Origin of the sequence: Pedobacter sp. HDW13, from assembly GCF_011303555.1 — a bacterium.
In the GTDB taxonomy this organism is placed as follows: domain Bacteria; phylum Bacteroidota; class Bacteroidia; order Sphingobacteriales; family Sphingobacteriaceae; genus Pedobacter.
In genome coordinates this window covers 175,712-194,162 of record NZ_CP049868.1, presented here as the reverse complement: position 1 = coordinate 194,162, position 18,451 = coordinate 175,712, and the positions used below count along the sequence as shown (strand labels likewise).

Here is an 18,451-nt window from a genome sequence, read left to right as displayed (position 1 = left end):
GTCAGTACGGGTATTTTTATGTAGATTGGTGGTATCTAGGTCGTTGATATTACCGGGTCAGCCGTTTTTAGAACGGGTGTTCTGTCTTGGAGTATAGGGGTAAAGCCAGGGCATTGCTTAGCTTAAGTTTCATCAGTATTTCAACAACCTGTAAAACCGTTTGGCGTTTCCCAAAAAGGTAACTTTGTTAAAAACAGTTAAACTTAATCGATTTTATGAGGACTAGTTTTTTATAGGTAGTCGATTAAGGGCGGCTCACAGATCGAATAACCAGATAGACCGCTATAGCAACGCCAATCAATGCCAATAGGCAAGTAACCCACTGTGTACCATGATGAAAATAACTGTCAATTTCATAACCACCGTAGGAGAACCCACCTATGATAACAAGCATCTGGATGCCTAGATCACTATATTTTGCATAATCATAACCAGGAAGGCCGTGTGGGGCATCGGAACTTGTTTTTTTTCTGAATAAACTTTTGTTTGTTTTTCTTTGATTTGGGTTGTCTTTCATACACTAGTATATCATGAATCCATCTTTCTAGAAACGCTATAGTTTTCGTATGTTTAGCAGTTTTCTCCTTTTATTTTAGCGTTAGTCCATCATCAATTTAAAAACAAGATAAGCCTATTTATACATCATCTTTTCGTTATCCCTGTCGTGAATGGTGAAAACGATGTCGAATATTATTCATCTTCTCAATAATGTCGAAATATGGTTTCTAGAAAAAAGAATAAGGATTATATTTGGTATAGCGGCGTTCTCCGCAAGTTAAAACACTAATACGTAGAAGGGCCAGTACGTTTTTATGGTTCTGGAAGATTTCTGTAGAGGTTTGACTGACTATTATAACTAATCATATCGTTAACTAACCAAAACTAAAAATGGGAAATTTCAATAGTTACAATCAACAGAAAATGAGCGAGCTCAAAGAGCAGATGGCTATTGCTGAGGCTGAGGCAGCCAAGTACTTTGAAGGCAACCAGGCGGCTGAAGAGAAGCTGAACAAGGCATTGGAGCAGATCCAAACCACCGCTCAGTTGCTGCGAAATGGCATGAGTGAAAAAAAGAATGCCAGGTAATACTGCCTGTTGATATTCTTTTCTTTGTTGGCTAATGAAAAGAGGATAGTTTTTTTAAGGCATGGGAAGGAATTTCCATTTGGGAAACATCTGGAAGTTCAGACAAAGGGAGAAATCAGTAAAAAAAAACGCTGGGAAAACTAAGGATTTTATTTTTATCGTTTTAATAGACAGGGAATTGTTGCTCAATACACTGAAAACATAATGATGGTTCTTTGGTGCTCTCAGTTGGCTATTTTTCTGAAGAAAGATCTAATTATACTTGCAACCACCAAGACTAGATGGTAAAAAATGGGATGTATGGTTTGGCATGAGAATCAGTGCACACTTTTAGGTTCTTCCCACTTTTGGTGGTAAAATACAATTCATGCTGAAATCCTAAAGAAGGTAGTTAAAAATGCTTGATTAAAGGAACATTTTTTAACCTCATTTTTCTGCAGACTGGTCGACAACCAAAAGGTGGAGAAGAACCACTTTTAGCGCCCCCCACTAAAGGCAAAAACATTTGTTTAATATTTATCTTGGATAAACTAAAGCATAAAATTATTTAAGGAGTAGATGTTGTTATAAATTTTTCAAGTCTTAGGATGAATACAGCAAGAGATTTGGGTATAGACGTTTTAATTTTGTTATAAAATTTATAGCAATGAAACATTTTAAAAAATTAAAATTCGCACTTATTCTAGCACTGCTCGCAACAACATTTTTTAGCTGCAGCAAAGATGAAATTGTGGATGAGAAGCCATTGACACCAAGTGAGGTGCTGGCGAGTACAGCATGGGAAACCACAAATGCCAAAAACAATAAAGGAGAAAATGTGGTATTGACAGATGCTAACGTTTCTAATTTCGTTGGCTTCGCGTATTTTAAATCTAACGGTACCTTTACCATGTACAACCTGGATAACTCACCGAAAATGCATGGTGACTGGTCAGTATCTGCTGATGGCAAAACCCGGACTATTGTGGCAAAGAATGATGCCGGCGTCACGCTATTTACAAGAATAGTGGATATCACAGTGTTGACCAAACAGGAATTTACCTACAGAATTTATCCAAACAATAGTGATAAAGCCGTTTATTTCGATATTATCCATACCCCAACCACACATAAGGAACCTTAAGTGAAACGTTAGCGCCATCATTTAGCTATGCGCTAAATGTAGCTTTTGAAACGGATCCGGATTAATCAATATTTAGCTGATTGGTCCGGATTTTTTTATAAATTCCACAACCAGTTAAAGCCGATGGATGGAATTTCTTTCGTTTAATGTTTTAACTGTTTATATTGATGGATGAAAACTTCAATTAGAGCCTTAACTGGAATGAAAAAAGCGAATTCTATATCGATGATCAGTATTCAGGGATTTCGGGAAGGGCAGTTGGCAGGCCGGGAGGAGATTTTATTCAATGAACTGCACGGCAAAAGGATCATAGAAAAAGCCCATGCACACGATTTTTTTATCATCAACCTCTTTGATAACGCTAAGGGGGTTCACACAATCGATTCCATCGACCACACAATCAGCAATCACCAAGTGCACGTATTGTTTCCAGGACAAGTACATAAATGGAATATCAGTGAAGGCACTATTGGTTACCAACTCATGGTCGAACGTGCTTTTTTTGAGAAATTTGCCCCATACTTCCGCTTTTCATTTACCAACTATCAGAATCACCCGGTAATACAATTAACAGGCAATGCTTTCAGTCTATTGCTTTATGAATTTGATGCCATCAAAAATGAGTTGGAACGTGAGGATTCCCTGGTGCATTTGATCAGTGCACGTGCTGCGGTCATTGCGGCGATTGTTAGCAGGGAAGCGGAGCTTGCTTTTACTGAGTTTAAGGTCTATCAATCCAATAAACGATTGGCTACCTTCAATATGCTGATAGATGAATATTTTAAAGAAGTGAAACTAACCAGGTTCTATGCTGATAAACTGAATATTTCTGCCAATTACCTGAATATTCTTTGCCAGAAACATTTAAAAATATCCGCAACCCAACTGATACAGCAGCGGGTAGGAACGGAGGCTAAAAGACTCTTGCAAACTACCGGTCTATCTATTAAAGAAATTGCTTTCGAGCTTGGTTTTATAGATCATGCCTATTTCTCCAATTTTTTCAAAAGCCAGACCGGGATCTCACCGACCGAATTCCGGGAAAAAGGATAATTTTTTTAATAACCACCGGAAATCTGCAAGGTTATAGCTATGCCCGTTGTATGATGTTGCAACCACATCGTCAAGAAAATGAGGAGAATTCTATTGAAATGAAATACAAAGCTAAAAGATTAGGTGAATCGAAACGTTACCCTATTCTGGAATGAAAAGCAACACTTAATACATGCGGTTGGACCTTCGAAGAGGATCAGCAAACATATGGGGACTCATTACACTTGTTCTTCTTTTGGATTTTGAAAGCCGATTCGATATATTGTACACTTAATATGAGCTATCATGAGGCTTAAACTAAAGGAAGAGAATACGGGCGGTGAATTGCTGCTTTTTAAAGAGGAACCAGGTTTTGACAGGTTACCGTTGACCAGGGATCGCTTTGATAAATATTTTACCATTGCCTGGAACCCTACCCAAAATAGCCAACGAATTACCATTGATGGGGCGGAATTCGACTTTCCAGCCAATTCTTTGGTCACGCTTTTATTTAATCAGTCTTTTGGTTTTGAAAATTCTGCTTGTATTGTTGCCTGGCAGTTTAATCGCGAATTTTATTGTATCATCGATCACGATAACGAAGTAAGTTGTGTAGGATTTTTGTTCAGCAGTACTGATCATTTATTCATTGAATTGGATGTGCTTTCAAGACAAAAGCTGCAATTGCTATTGGACGTTTTTATTCAGGAGTTTGAAACCTCGGATAATATCCAGAATGAAATGCTGCTCGTGTTATTAAAACGTCTGATTATTTATACGACCCGTTTGGCAAAATCGGGATATATTCCTGTCAAAAAACTTCAGGATGAAAGGTTCCATATCATTCGGAAATTCAATCTCCTGGTGGAGGCTAATTTCAAATCAGAGCATTCAGTTAGTTTTTATGCTGATGCACTTTGTAAGTCACCTAAGACCCTATCAAATCTTTTTGCAATTTTCGCACAGAAAACTCCCTCACAAATCATCCAGGAAAGGATTATGGCTGAAGCTAAACGACTTTTGTTTTATACTGACAAATCTGTAAAAAATATAACTTATGATCTGGGGTTTGAGGATGTAGCTTACTTTTCGAATTTCTTTAAAAAAAATGCGGGCCAGTCGCCTTCGGATTTCAGAAATGCACCGATTGGATTAAAGATGGGAAATAATCACAACTAATCGGGAAATCTGCTAATTATCCGGCGTAGCTTTTCAGTGCAACTTTGTAGTGTTGATTCAAACATAAAACATCAACTGCAAAGAAAATGAAAACTCTAAATCTAAAAAACAGAATTAAAAGTGTGGTTTTAGCCACAGCAGTAGTATTGGCTACCATCGCAGGTTCTGTTAATGAAGCAAACGCCCAGGAAGTAAAGAATGTAGTATTGGTACATGGTGCATTTGCAGATGGCTCTGGCTACAAAGGTGTTTATGAAGCCCTTACCAAACGGGGCTATCACGTAACCGTTGTTCAAAACCCATTGACCTCACTTGAAGACGATGTAGCGGCAACAAAACTTGCGCTTGATGCACAGGATGGCTCCGCTATTCTCGCAGGTCACTCATGGGGAGGGGCCGTAATTACACAGGCTGGTAACCACCCTAAAGTTGCAGGACTGGTATACATTGCCGCCTTTCAGCCGGACAATGGCGAATCAGCACTGAAATGGTTCCAGACCGCCCAGCCAGCTGCTGAAAACGGCGTTCTGCCACCTAATGATAAAGGGATTGTCTACTACGACAAAGCAAAGTTCCATGCTGGTTTCTGCGCAGACCTGAGTAAAGAAGAAGCAGCGTTCATGTACGCATCTCAAGGTGCATTTTATGCCAAATGTTTTGTAAACAACATTACAGATGCTGCATGGAGAGTTAAACCAACATTTGGTATTGTAGCTACAGAGGATAAAAGCATCAATCCTGAAATTCAGCGCAATATGTACAAACGTTCCAATACCAAAGTTACCGAGATCAAAGGCAGTCATGCCGTTTATAGCTCGCAACCGGAGAAAGTAGCTGCTGTCATTATTCAAGCTGCCAAAGAAGTATCAAAAAAATAATTGCACCTTTTATTACTGACCGTCGATCATCCTTTATCTTTTTAAGATATCAAGGATGATTGACTTTTTTTATTCTGAAAATAAAAACAGGAAAAAAACATCTTCGTAGTCTGCGAAACAGATATTTTATAGTTATTATATTCCTGATTCCTTCCAGTCATTATCTAGTTTTTACAGTTTATAAGTTCAGTACATAATAGAGCACATCTTCGGTAGTGCCGTCAAGCCAGCTGCAGGGTTCCCGATGACTATAGCGAAAACCAAAACGCTGATTGGCGGCTTTGGAAATGAGGTTGCTCTCACGGTGGCTTACACATAAACGTTTTAACTGATGGTCCAATGCCCATGCCATCCTTGTTTTATAAAAAAGTGCAGATAGCCCGTTTCCTCTGTGTTCTTTTTGGATATAGGACTGGCCCATATACCCTTCCTCTTCATTTATTAGCAAAATACTGGTCATGCCTACAAACTCATCATTTGCAAAAAGGCCAAAAACGGCTCTCGGATCTTTTACCCGCTCCAGCCACTGAATATCAGTAAGGTCAGCTTCCGCAGGAGTGGTACACCTGAACATGGCTGGCTCAGTTTGGATTGCCTCCAACCGCATGGATTTATAAAGACTGGCTTCGTTTTCCATAAGTTGACGGATACCGTAACTTTATTTAGAATTTAATTTCCGAACTTTCATATACCATATCAATGTATGGTGTAAAGTTACAAAATGTACAGTTTATACTGAATTATGTAAGCTGTCCGCCATAGAAAAACCAAAATTTCTCTAACTGTATGGGTGATCTTGATCAGAAAGGGAAATAATTACAAATAGACGGGAAATCACTCTAATAAGGTGCCTTGATATTCGACGCATCTTTGTATTGTTCAATTATTTATAAACTTTTAAATCAATAAAACAATGGAAAATCTAAATGTAAAAAATGTGGTATTAGTTCATGGCGCATTTGCCGATGGTTCTGGCTTTAAAGCACTTTATAACGAACTGACAAAAAAAGGCTATAATGTTTCGGTAGTACAAAACCCTTTAACTTCATTGGAAGATGATGTTCTGGCAACTCATGTTGCTTTGGAAAGGATTGGTGGCCCTGCAATTCTTGCGGGACACTCCTGGGGAGGGGCAGTAATTACAGAAGCGGGAAACCATCCAAATGTAGCTGCCCTGGTTTATATTGCAGCATTTCAGCCAGACACTGGTGAATCGGCCTTGCAATGGTTACAAACCGTGCCGCCTGCACCTGAGAATGGCGTGCTTCCTCCGGATGAGAAAGGCATTGTATACTACGCCAAAGATAAATATCACGCTGGTTTCTGCGCAGATATTGACGCCGAAGAAGCTGAATTTATGTATGCTTCACAAGGTGCCTTTTATGCCAAAGGATTTGTGAGCCCGATTACCGACGCGGCCTGGAGACATAAACCTGCTTACGGGCTGGTAGCAACTGAGGATAAAAGCATTGATCCGGAAATACAAAGAAACATGTACCGCCGCTCTGATACCAGGGTAACTGAAGTTAAAGGAAGCCATGTCATCTTCATGTCGCAGCCTGAAATAGTTGCAAATGTGATTATTGAAGCCGCTGAAAAAGTATCAGAAGTTTAATTTTAATTGCTTTTATTTGAACCGCATGTCCGTAGGGACATGCGGTTTTTGTGCTGTTATCGTGTCCCATAGATTTGGTATTTAGGCAATGGTGATCTTCATCATACCTGAATAGGATTAAGTCTTCAGGTAGTTTGTAGTTAATGGTATCATTTCATCTGATAAAGATTACCACGTTTTATTGTCTGGCTGATGCTGTCCATAGTTGAATTATTCAATAAATGAGTCTGTTGTACTATGAATTTCAAATAACCCTGATCAAAAAACTCATCGATAATTTTATTTGATAACGTATGGAATTTATATAACTTAGTTATTGAGAGCGTTAATTTAATCGGGCACTGTTTTAGGATAGTGTCCGTTTTTTTTACTATTCTTATTTTGTCATTGAGAACCAAACTAACTATTGAGCGAAATCAAAACTCAATATTGACTATCTTATTGTTGTATTCAGGAAATTAAGTAACATTGCGCTTAAAAAGCCATAAATTATATTTTGGAAAGGATTGCATGTCTGTTAAATCTCTAAAGTCGGAAAGCGAGGAGTACTTGATTCTTCTTGTAAAAGAAGGGGATTATACCGCCTTTGATGAATTATATAACAGGCATTGGAGTGCTTTATATGGCATGGCTTATAATATCCTCAGGGATCATAGCAGTAGTAAGGACATCGTACAGGATATCTTTATCTGGTTTTGGGAACATCGTGATCAATGGAATTTAACTTCTTGTAAAGGGTATCTACTTACGGCGGTAAGGTTCAAAACGGCAAATTATATCCGGGCAAATAAAGCAAGGAATGAATTTTATCTTGGGATTTCCCAGAAAGATAGGGCACCGATTGATGAGAGCATGCTGATGGAAGTCCGCCAGCTTGAATCGCTGATTCATAGAATTACGGAAGAACTGCCTGAACGCTGCCGGGAAGTTTTTTCAATGAGCCGCTTCGAGCAGCTATCCAATAAGGAAATAGCCGAGAAAATGAATATTTCGGAAAAGACTGTGGAAGGTCACATCACAGCGGCACTCAAAAAAATGAAAGAAAAGCTGGGAAAAGGTAATCCTATTTTATTTTTTTTCTTCTGATAGCCAGGTGTTTGTGTGTTTTTTTTAAGAAAATTTCTTTTGCAGGCAAGGGATAACCTACCTGAGGATTGCTTTACACTATATTAACCTTAGCGTAATGCAGAAAAAAGAAATTATAGAGATTGCCGCCAAAGTATCCGAGGGAACTGCAACCACTGAAGAAATGGCGATCTATATCGGTCACATTGATTCGTTTATCAGGGAATACCCTGAATGGGAAAGTTTGAATATTGGAGCAAAGCAGGCTATTCAGGCAGAGCTAAGATCAGATATTTATGCCCAGATCAATAATGGACAATTAAAATTACATTCTTTTAAATTATGGCCCCGTATTGCGATTGCCGCTGCAATTGTGCTAGTGTTTTTTGGTGCCGGACTGTTTTATTTCAATCTGAATAATAAACAAAAGCAGCCTGATCAGCTTGCTTACAAAAATGATATTGCTCCTGGAAAGGTAGGTGCGACTTTGACTTTGGCAAGTGGAGAAAAAATAAAGCTGGCTGATGCTGTTAATGGTGAGATTGCGACCGAAACCGGTATCCGTGTGAGTAAAACAACAGATGGCCAGCTTGTTTACCAGATTGAGGGAAACACAAACGGGGATCACCAGATCAATACCCTTTCCACCGCTAAGGGAGAAACTTATGTGTTAATCTTACCGGATCAATCTAAAGTCTGGTTAAATGCAGCTTCAAGCTTAACGTATTCTGCTAGTCTTAATGAGCGTGGAAAACGCAGGGTAAGACTTGAAGGTGAGGGGTACTTCGAAATCACAAAAGATAAAGCGCATCCCTTTGTAGTAGAGAGTAAAGGCCAGGAAGTTGAAGTATTGGGTACCCATTTCAATGTAAATGCTTATAACGATGGGGCAGCCATTGCGACGACCTTATTGGAAGGTTCGGTCAAAGTGACCTCAAAAACAAATGCCTCCAAAATTATAAAGCCTGGTGAACAGGCCTTAAATAATGGACAGTCTATTGTGGTCGATAAGGTAGATATTGAAAAAATTACGGCCTGGAAGGATGGCGGTTTTGATCTCAGTGGGAAAAATTTGAAAACTGCCATGCAAGAAATTTCCAGATGGTATGACGTAGAAGTCATTTATGACCTATCAGTTCCGGATGAACTGGAGGCAGGGGGATGGATTTTTCGAAATAGTAAGCTTTCAGCTGTATTAAAGCTTATTGAATCAAGCGGACAGGTGCATTTTAAAATTGAAGGTAGAAAAATCTACGTGTCAAAATAACCAGAATCATCTTTTATGAAATATATCTAACTAACCTAATTATTTAACATTCAAAATCAGCAGGATGAGAAAAAGACTACGACAGCAAAGCTAAGGCTAAAAAAACGAACCAGGAATGCTTGTAACACCCCTGGTTGCAGTTTGGAATAATTAATTAATAATCAAATATCACAGCAAGCGCCTCCACCGTGGAAAGTACAGGCAAATGCTTAACCAAACTAAACAACAAATGTATAAAATTAATACCAGGAAACGGGGTACAGCTCTGCTATACCATAAAATATTGCTAATTATGCGATTAACCACCGTAATATTAATAGCATCCCTCATACAGGTCAGTGCAGCTGGATTTGCACAGCGAATCAATATCAATAAACGAAATCTCAAACTGGAGACAGCATTGAATGAAATCCGAAAACAAAGTGGATATAACTTTTACTATGATGGTAAAATTATACCAAAAAATAAGTCGCTGGATATTTCGCTTGATGATGTAAGCATTGATGTTGCCATGCAGACTGTTCTAAAGGACTTTGCATTGAGTTATAAGATTGACGGACAGTCAGTAGTGATTAAAAAGAAAGAAGAGGCATCCTTATTCGATTATATCATTGCCCGATTTCAGCGCATTGATGTCAGTGGACGGGTTTTGGATCAACAGAAAAATCCCCTGGTAGGGGCAACCGTTAAAGTAAAAGGAACCAGCCAATCTGTTGTAACTGATGAAAAGGGCCTGTTCTTTTTAAGTAATGTAAATGAGAACGCCATTCTGGTCATCGCCTATGTGGGCTATGTGACTCAAGAAATAAATGCGGGCAGAAATTTAGGAGACATCGGGATGCAGCTTTCAGACAATAAACTGGAGGAAGTAAATGTAATGGTAAGCACCGGTTACCAGAGCCTTCCAAAAGAACGGGCAACGGGAGCTTTCGGTTCAGTAAGCAGGGCTACGCTAGACCATCGTCCGGTTTCCAATCTTTCCTCTGCGCTTCAGGGAATGGTTGCCGGTATGCAAGCCAGGGAAAAAGAAGATGGAAGTGTAGATTTTCTTATTCGGGGAAACAGTTCATTGTATGCCGAAGCAAGGCCTTTGGTGGTAGTGGATGGTTTTCCGATATCGGGAAGTGATTTTTCTGACATCAATCCGAACGATATAGAGTCCATTACTGTACTGAAGGATGCTGCAGCTGCCTCAATATGGGGCGCCCGCTCAGCAAACGGTGTGATCGTTGTGGTGACAAAGAAATTAAAAGGTGCCAGCAAGCTGAGCGTAGAAGGAAGTGCTTTTTCGAGGATTTCCGGTAAACCAGACCTCAATCAACTGCTCACTACGGCCAATTCGGCCGATCAGGTAGCTTATGAGCGAAAGGCCTTTGAAAACAAATGGGAATTTAACCCACCTACAAACTCGTTTTTTGATATTTTTAGCCCACTTACACTGGCACAGGAGTTGATGTATGGCAATAAATCTGGAAGAATAAGTACCGCGGACATGAATGCAGGCCTTGACCGACTGAGTACAATTGATAACAGCCAGCAGATCAAAGACCTGCTGCTGCAGAAAGCGGTACTGAACCAGTACAATGTCAACATACAAACCGGTACAGAACGTTCTAAAACCTATGCTTCGGTGATGTACGAACAGAATAAGAGCGGCTATATCAAGAGTGGCTATGACCGTTTTAACCTGAACTTTAACAATGATTTCAAAATTACGCGCTACTTAAACTTTAACCTTTCGGCCAACCTGCAATACAAGAAACAGGAAACCAGTGGGGTAACTGTAGCCGAATTGCAGGAATTATCGCCTTATGAAGTGCTGTTGAACGATGATGGCAGCTATGGCGCAAATCTAAAAGGCTACAATAGGTACCAGCTTTCGCAGGTGCCTTTGGATAAATTCAACTATCCCGATGTCTCTTATAATCTTTTGCGCGAAGTAAGGGGCAGAAGCCGTAAGAATGACGTATTGAGTAGCAGGATCCAGGCAGGCTTAAATCTGACTATTCTTAAAGGCCTGACTTTCGACACCAGGTTCCAATACGAGCGCTCCAAAACAAATTACGAAGAGATTTATGATGAAAGTACCTTTTATGTAAGAGACCTGTCCACTATGATGACCGATTACAACTATAATACTAAAGTGGTGGTAAAATCTTATATCCCTAAAGGAGGTATTTTAAAGGGAAAAGCATCTACCAGGTCAAACGGATTGCCTTACGATGTAAGTAACGCAGATCTTGAAAGTTTCCTGGTGCGTAACCAGTTTAACTATGATAAACTGATTGCTAAAAAGCACCAGATCTCCGCAATTGCAGGGATGGAAATTTCAAAATATACCACCTCTTCAAGGGCTAATCCTTATGTGTATGGATACGCTCCGGATAAGCTGCAGGCCACAACACCTCCTTATGGTTATGGCAGTGCTGCTGATCCGATTCTGGATTTCACGGGGGGCGTATTTTATAATGCGATTCCGGGTGGAAATACTGTATTTGACTGGGTAAGGAATAAATATGTTTCCTTTTATGGAAACGCTTCCTATACTTATGACAATAAATACACCCTTAGCGGAAGTGTAAGAAGTGATGCCTCAAACTTCATTACAGATGATCCAAAGTTACGATGGTCGCCATTATGGTCTGTTGGTGCAAAATGGAATGTGATGAATGAGAATTTTATGCCAAGAAATGGCATTTTTAACCGTCTTGAACTTCGTCTGACTTATGGAAAGAATGGAAATGTTGAGGGTTCTACTTCTACAAAAGCATTGCTGAGTGTAGGAACCAGCCCTAGTGCCACTACAGGAACAATTGTAGCCACAGTAGCCGACAATGGCAATCCATCCCTGCGTTGGGAAAAAACAACAAGTACAAACCTGGGGATTGATTTTGCGATGTTCGGTCATAAGCTTTTTGGCTCTATCGACCTGTACAACAAAAAAGGTAAAGACATCACCGGTAATATTGCCCTGGCAGCGGCAACAGGAACTACCTTGCAGAAATTTAACAATGCAGAAATTACCAATCGCGGTATCGAGCTTAGTCTGGGAACAAATTTAACTATCCCAAACACAAAAATTGGATACAGTACCTCGTTTAACTACGCTTACAATTACAATAATGTTGACAATTTATTTAACCCGACTTTCCTGCCTTACCAGCTTTTGGGGAATGTTTTTGTAGAAGGAAGACCAGTGAACCCTGTATATAGCTATACTTATATGGGGATGAAGGACGGGGTACCACAGGCTGCGGGGCCAAACGGCAGCTTGCAAAGTTTTAACGACCTTACATTTTACAACGGTGGCAACGGGTTGCAGTTTTTGAATTACGAAGGTACCGGAACCCCACCGCATACACTGGGATGGACAAACAACATCAGGGTACAAAATTTTAACCTGACGGCCATTTTTATTGGAAAAATGGGTGGTGTTTACCGCAATCCTACCTTTGACTATGCTGCAGGCGTTGTGGGCTCCTTGAAAACACAGGTGAACAGGTTTGTTAGTGATGTACTGGCTGGCGATCCGGACCTGCCTGGTTTTGCCAAACCTAGTGAAGCCCAGTTGTATCGATGGAACCGCTATTCGCCGGTATTGAATACCCTAATCGAGAGCTCTTCTTATATTGAATGCAAGGAACTTACGCTGGAATATAACCTGCCAAGAAAACTAGCGGAGCAGATTAAAGTAAACAATGTTAAATTCTTTGCCCAAACGCGCGATGTAGGCCTGGTTTGGCGAGCCAATAGCAAAGGCTATAACCCTGACTGGCTTCCGGGAACCAACAGACCTGCACAAACCTACACTTTTGGTATTAACCTTCAATTTTAAGAATAACGACCATGAAACTATTAAAATATTCAATTATAAGCGTATTTCTTCTTGCAGGTTGCAAAAAGTACCTGTCGGAAGAACCTAAAAAACAAGCCAGTATCCAAACCGTTTCACAACTGGAGGCCTTGGTAGATAATGCTACTGCTTTTTCTTATGAAACGAATTATACGGCGATCAATTCTACTGATGATACAGAAATTAGCAAGCTCTTTTACCAAAATTACAGAACACAGACCGCTGTTACTGTTGACAGGCTTCAATACTATGTATGGGATGTAAACGGACTGGTAAGCCAGGTTTCTGATCTGCTGTGGAACGGAGAATTTAAAAAGATATTTACCGCAAATCTGATACTGGCAAACATTGACCAGGCAACTGGTGATGAGGCCACAAGGCAAAGGGTAAAGGCAGATGCCCATTTCATTAGGGCCTATTCGTATTGGGTACTGGCCAATCATTATTGTGCGCCTTATACGGCTGCCAACCTGAACAGCCTGGGACTGCCCATTAAAAAAACGGTTGAGTATACGGAGTCTTTGAAACGGGCCACTTTAAAAGAAACCTACGATTTTATCTTATCGGATATTGCTGAAGCCCAGAAAGTAGCGGTTGATGATGTGGAATCACTGAAGCCATGGCGTGTGAGTAAAAAAGCCATTGCCGCGTTCATGAGCCGTTTCTACCTGTTTACCGGTGAGCTGGACAATAGCCTTACCCAGGCCAACAATGCATTGGGTAGTTTGAATACTAAACTGGTTGATTTTAAGACCTTAAAGGCCGGGAATACTGCAAGCTATACCAATCCTGTTGCGGTACTGACATACGTAGAACTAAATGACTGGGCAGCAGTTAAATTTTTATACTGGCCTGAATCTTATTATACCCGTTACGTTTATACTTCAGCCCAATGGTTTGTTCCATCTGCTGCTTTGGTAGCTCTATACGATACGCAAAATGACTTGAGGTACAAAAGCTTTGTAATCCCGAATGGTGGGAGGAGGTTTTCGGTTGTCACTCCAGCTACAACCAGGTATACCGTATTTAACGACGGCCGTTATATCCCTGCCGGGTTTACCATCGCAGAGGTGCTTCTGAATAAGGCAGAAGTGCTGGCCAGAAAAGGCGATGTTACAGGCGCTATGGATGCGGTAAATATACTGCGTTTAAAAAGGATGAGTACTTATGTAGCGCTTACGGCCGCAAATAAAGACGAGGCTATCAAAAAAGTACTGGAAGAGCGGAGAAGGGAATTGCCATTTGCCATGCGCTGGTATGACATCCGCAGGTTCAGTGTAAATGATTATCCTGCAGATGATGTTACGTTAACGCGCGACTTCTTTGAAGTAAGTGCAACAGGAGTAAATATAAACAGCCCTAAAACTTATACCCTGGATGCCAAACGTTTGCTGGTACCTATCAACAATGTTGAAATGGATGCCAGTCAGGGACAGATTGTTCAAAATCAATATTAAATGAAAGGGAAGTTTAATTTAAGCGAAGTATGAAAAACCTATTGTTATACAGCCTGGCAGCATTTTTAAGCCTGCCAGGTTTTGCACAGGAAGGCACAGCTCCGAATTTCAGGATTAAAGGAAAGATTTCCGGAAAAAAGACGGGTTATGTATATCTTTCCTATCCCGAAGGTGAGGGCCAGAAAACAGACAGTGCAGTGATTCGGGATGGGGCCTTTGTGTTTAAGGGTAAACTTGCCGAACCGGTCATGGCCAATATTGCCGCATTTAAAGGGCTAAGGAATATGGATGATCCCAATGTGGCCGCAATTTTTATAGAACCCGGTGTAATGGATATGTCTATGAATGAAGGGGCGTTCAAAAAATTGGTTTTAAAAGGTTCACACAGTAATGATGAACTGGAAGATTTAAATAGCAGGAAAGCACCGATACGCAAAGAAATGGAGCCACTAGAGGCGGCTTACAGGAATGAAAAGGACTACGAAAAAGCACCCATTGCCTATCAAAAGTTAGAACCCTTTAAAGCCAGAATGAATAAAATTGACCTGGCATTTATCAGCGCACATCCTGACTCTTATGTTTCAGCCTATCTGATGCGTTCGAAAATGAGTTTATTGAAGCTGGAAGAAGCGACGACAATTTACAATTCCTGGACTGAAAGGATCAGGACCAGTGCATCGGGTAAGTATGTGAATAAAGAAATCGTTGAACTGAAAAGCGGATCGCCCGGAAGCACTGCCAAAGTATTTTCTTCTACAGACATCAATGGTGAGCAATTTAATTTATCCGATTTCAGGGGAAAGAAATATGTTTTGGTAGATTTTTGGGCAAGTTGGTGCTTACCTTGCAGGAAAGGAAATCCGTACCTATTATCGTTGTATAATAAGTACAAGGATAAGGGACTGGAGATTGTCGGGGTAGCTTTTGATGACGGAAATTCTGCAGGCTGGAAGAAGGCTGTTGAAAAAGATCAGATCGGGGTATGGAAGCATGTTCTAAGTGGGCTGAGCGTTTCGGAGGGAAGCTCTAATAACTCCAATGCTGTCAGCAAAGGCTATGGTATTCACTCATTGCCTACCAAAGTTCTGATAGATAAGGAAGGTGTTATTATAGGACGTTATGGTCTTGGCGGTGAAAATGACGAGGCAATGGATAAGAAATTGGCAGAAATTTTTGTAAATACCCTGTAACCCTTTTTAACTAAAACTAAAAATACACTCCATTGGGCAGAAGTACGGTTGGCTAAAGCAGTAGTGCATGGTAGGAAAGGGGGATGTCACAGGAGTCATGAATGCGGTAATTATACTTGTTCAAAAAGGAGAGAATCTATATAGAACCATCGGCAACAAATAAAGATAATGCTATCAAAAAAGTACTGGAATAGTGGAGAATGAAATTGTCTTTTACCACGCGCTGGTGCGACATTCGCAGGTTTAGTGTAAATGATTGTCCTGTTGATGACATTACGATGACGTATGATTTTTTTGATGTGGGGGCAACAGGGGTAAATATAAAAGTACAAAAAACTATACTTTGGATGTAAAACGTTTGTTGGTACCGATCAACGGCGTTGAAATAGATGCCATCCGGGGTCAAATCATTCAAAATTCTTATTAAAAACAATTGGATAGCACCATCATGATCTTTTAATCAATTAGAATAATAGGGACATGATAGCTCTATCATTAAACCAAAATTATAGACAGATGAAAAAAACAATAGTAATGTACGGTCTTTTATTGAGCAGTTTTGCGCTTCCTGTTGTTGTTTTTGCCCAACATGGCAAAGCAGAGGTAGCTTCAAACCAAGCACAGCTCGCTAAATTAAAAGCAGCGGTAGAAGCAAATCCAGGTAGTTTAAGTGTTCACGAGGCTTATACGAAGGCAGTAGGTATTGAGGACCCTAAGCTGGAGGCTCAGTATGACTTATGGATGAATAAATTTCCAAAATCAGCAATGGTTCCTTATGGAATTGCGAAGGCGTACTTGAACCAGGAAAGTCCTAAGGCTAAGCCTTACCTGTTAAAGGCGGTGGCGATTGACCCTAAATTCACTGATGCATGGGGAGGATTGTGGATAGATGGAGAACGTTGGGGCGATTTTAATGCATCACGCGGTTATCTGGCCAAAGCAACTGAGTCAGACCCTTCAAATCCGAATTATGCTTTTTACTATGCGTCCTCATTTCAGAATATTGATGAAGCGAAATGGAAACAAATGAGCCTCGATGTAGCTAAAAAATTTCCTAATGATGAACGTGGGGCACAGGCACTGTACTGGCTGGGTGTACGATCCAAAAAACTGGCTGACAAACTGGAAATTTTTGAGTTGCTACGCAATAGTTTTGCGCCGAGTAAATTTGGCTGGTCCTCAGGCGGCATGTCATCTTATTATACTGTGCTTCTTTCCGAAAAACCCGAAAAGGCGGTGATTTTGGCGCAGGAAATGGCCAAAACCGAAAAAGAGGGGAAAAAACAATGGCCTGACATGGTATTACAGGCACAAATAGTTGCGAAAGCAAAAGCCCTCTTGGATCAGAAAAAAGGTGCTGAAGCTATGGATGTACTAAAGCAGTTAAAACTATCGAGATATTCTGATTTTAAAACAGATCTCGCTTTATTAAAAGCAAAGGCTGATGATATAGCAGGCAATACCATTGGAGCTTACGACAGTTTGATTGTGGCTTTCGCTAAAACTCCTTCCACCTCCCTGAGAACAGCAATAGCTGGCTTTGCTGAAAAGTTGGGTAAAAAACCAGATCAGGCTGATGCTGATATATGGACACGACTGAACGCAGGTGCACAAATTGCGACGCCATTTAATGGCTTAAAGCGTTATTTGACCACCGGCGAGGCTTCTCTTGCCGATTATAAGGGTAAAGTAGTGCTGTTGACGTATTGGTTTCCGGGTTGTGGCCCATGCCGTGGTGAGTTTCCACATTTTGAAAATGTGGTTAGAAAATTCAAAGGTCAGAACCTGGAATATCTGGGGATTAATATTGTATCCAAACAAAATGACTACGTGGTGCCATTTATGAAAGGCAGCGGTTATAGTTTTACACCTTTGGAGGATCAAAAGGATAGGTTGAAGGGAAATCTGGATAATCGAGGTGCCGCGCCTGTGAATTTCCTGATAGATAAGGAAGGCCGTTTGATCTTCTCCAACTTTAGGACAGACGGAGATAGCGAGGATGACCTGGAGCTAATGATCAAAATACTGATGAATAGTAAAAAGGATTAAAATATGCTTTATCTGAAATTGCCAAAGGAGAAAGAACCTAAATTGATTGTCTATGCTAAGGGAAATGAAAACCGAAAGATCTACAGGAAGGTAAGAAGGGGGGAAGGTTCTAAACGAAATTCCTTAAGATAATTGAAATCGTGAATAAGTAGGGAGCACAGGCGTTGGAATGCGACTGTGCTCATTTTTGCTAAAATATGCAGGATATTTTAGTCCGTAGTGTCATAAGTGTGATGAAACAAATATGGGCTTTTGAATATACGTTCAATTTAATGTCGAGAATAATGGCACAAAAATATTGATTACATAGATTCCGGCGGTATTTCGCGATGAAACGTTTTTCATGATTTGATTCGCTTATGCTATTGTTTATCTTTTTAAAAGATACTTGTGGGGTCCGGACAGTGCCAATTCACCATGCTGATTACGGGTTGTCGCTGCCGTTTCAACTATTCCCGTCTCACCCTGCGGAGTTAGTGAAATGATCTCCAGTGCAGGATATAGCGTATCACCTGCATTGACTTCCTTCAGGAATTTGCAAGAAAGCTCGGTAAAGGCGATAAATATCTCCCTGATCACGTGTGGGAACAAAGTGGCCCCAGGTGCGGTAAAGGCAAGTAGCTGAAGCCCGTGGACAACTGGGGCTTTATGCACGTG

At 40.5% G+C, this 18,451-nt stretch carries 14 protein-coding genes; 12 read left to right on the top strand and 2 right to left on the bottom strand.

Annotated features, from left to right (window positions below):
- Positions 1 to 244: 244 nt before the first annotated feature.
- Positions 245 to 517: an AtpZ/AtpI family protein gene (locus G7074_RS00845; protein ID WP_166206187.1), complete on the bottom strand. Its 273-nt coding sequence runs from the start codon at positions 515 to 517 to the stop codon at positions 245 to 247.
- A gap of 371 nt (positions 518 to 888) precedes the next feature.
- On the opposite strand from G7074_RS00845, the gene G7074_RS00840 reads away from it, so the two are divergent.
- The 5 genes from G7074_RS00840 (at position 889) to G7074_RS00820 (ending at position 5,298) form a co-directional block, all read left to right on the top strand.
- Positions 889 to 1,086: a histone H1 gene (locus G7074_RS00840; protein WP_166206184.1), complete on the top strand. Its 198-nt coding sequence runs from the start codon at positions 889 to 891 to the stop codon at positions 1,084 to 1,086.
- 646 nt (positions 1,087 to 1,732) lie between these two features.
- Positions 1,733 to 2,209, top strand: coding sequence for a DUF4822 domain-containing protein (locus G7074_RS00835; protein ID WP_166206182.1), 477 nt, complete (start codon positions 1,733 to 1,735; stop codon positions 2,207 to 2,209).
- A 171-nt stretch (positions 2,210 to 2,380) separates the two neighbouring features.
- A complete protein-coding gene (locus G7074_RS00830; RefSeq protein WP_205944133.1) occupies positions 2,381 to 3,262 on the top strand; it encodes a helix-turn-helix domain-containing protein in 882 nt (293 codons plus the stop codon).
- Positions 3,263 to 3,547: 285 nt separating this feature from the next.
- Entirely contained in the window at positions 3,548 to 4,420 is an 873-nt protein-coding gene (locus tag G7074_RS00825; protein ID WP_124561155.1) for an AraC family transcriptional regulator, read from the top strand.
- 86 nt (positions 4,421 to 4,506) lie between these two features.
- Entirely contained in the window at positions 4,507 to 5,298 is a 792-nt protein-coding gene (locus G7074_RS00820) for an alpha/beta hydrolase (protein WP_166206179.1), read from the top strand.
- Between the two features lie 178 nt (positions 5,299 to 5,476).
- Here G7074_RS00820 and G7074_RS00815 read toward each other — a convergent pair whose 3' ends face one another.
- On the bottom strand, positions 5,477 to 5,935 hold the full coding sequence (locus tag G7074_RS00815) for a GNAT family N-acetyltransferase (protein WP_166206177.1): 459 nt from the start codon (positions 5,933 to 5,935) through the stop codon (positions 5,477 to 5,479).
- Between the two features lie 276 nt (positions 5,936 to 6,211).
- Between G7074_RS00815 and G7074_RS00810 the strand changes: the two genes are divergently transcribed.
- From G7074_RS00810 to G7074_RS00780, 7 genes are all read left to right on the top strand, one after another.
- The gene (locus tag G7074_RS00810) at positions 6,212 to 6,913 is read left to right on the top strand and encodes an alpha/beta hydrolase (RefSeq protein ID WP_166206174.1); all 702 of its coding nucleotides are present in this window, start codon (positions 6,212 to 6,214) and stop codon (positions 6,911 to 6,913) included.
- Positions 6,914 to 7,423: 510 nt separating this feature from the next.
- Complete coding sequence (locus G7074_RS00805) at positions 7,424 to 7,999, top strand: RNA polymerase sigma-70 factor (RefSeq protein ID WP_124561151.1); 576 nt, start codon at positions 7,424 to 7,426, stop codon at positions 7,997 to 7,999.
- Between the two features lie 97 nt (positions 8,000 to 8,096).
- A complete protein-coding gene (locus G7074_RS00800; RefSeq protein ID WP_240916431.1) occupies positions 8,097 to 9,245 on the top strand; it encodes a FecR family protein in 1,149 nt (382 codons plus the stop codon).
- 400 nt (positions 9,246 to 9,645) lie between these two features.
- Complete coding sequence (locus G7074_RS00795) at positions 9,646 to 13,080, top strand: SusC/RagA family TonB-linked outer membrane protein (RefSeq protein WP_166206172.1); 3,435 nt, start codon at positions 9,646 to 9,648, stop codon at positions 13,078 to 13,080.
- 11 nt (positions 13,081 to 13,091) lie between these two features.
- The gene (locus tag G7074_RS00790) at positions 13,092 to 14,555 is read left to right on the top strand and encodes a RagB/SusD family nutrient uptake outer membrane protein (RefSeq protein ID WP_166206170.1); all 1,464 of its coding nucleotides are present in this window, start codon (positions 13,092 to 13,094) and stop codon (positions 14,553 to 14,555) included.
- A 29-nt stretch (positions 14,556 to 14,584) separates the two neighbouring features.
- Entirely contained in the window at positions 14,585 to 15,745 is a 1,161-nt protein-coding gene (locus G7074_RS00785) for a TlpA disulfide reductase family protein (protein ID WP_124561148.1), read from the top strand.
- Positions 15,746 to 16,261: 516 nt separating this feature from the next.
- Positions 16,262 to 17,794, top strand: coding sequence for a redoxin domain-containing protein (locus G7074_RS00780; protein WP_166206167.1), 1,533 nt, complete (start codon positions 16,262 to 16,264; stop codon positions 17,792 to 17,794).
- Positions 17,795 to 18,451 lie beyond the last annotated feature (657 nt).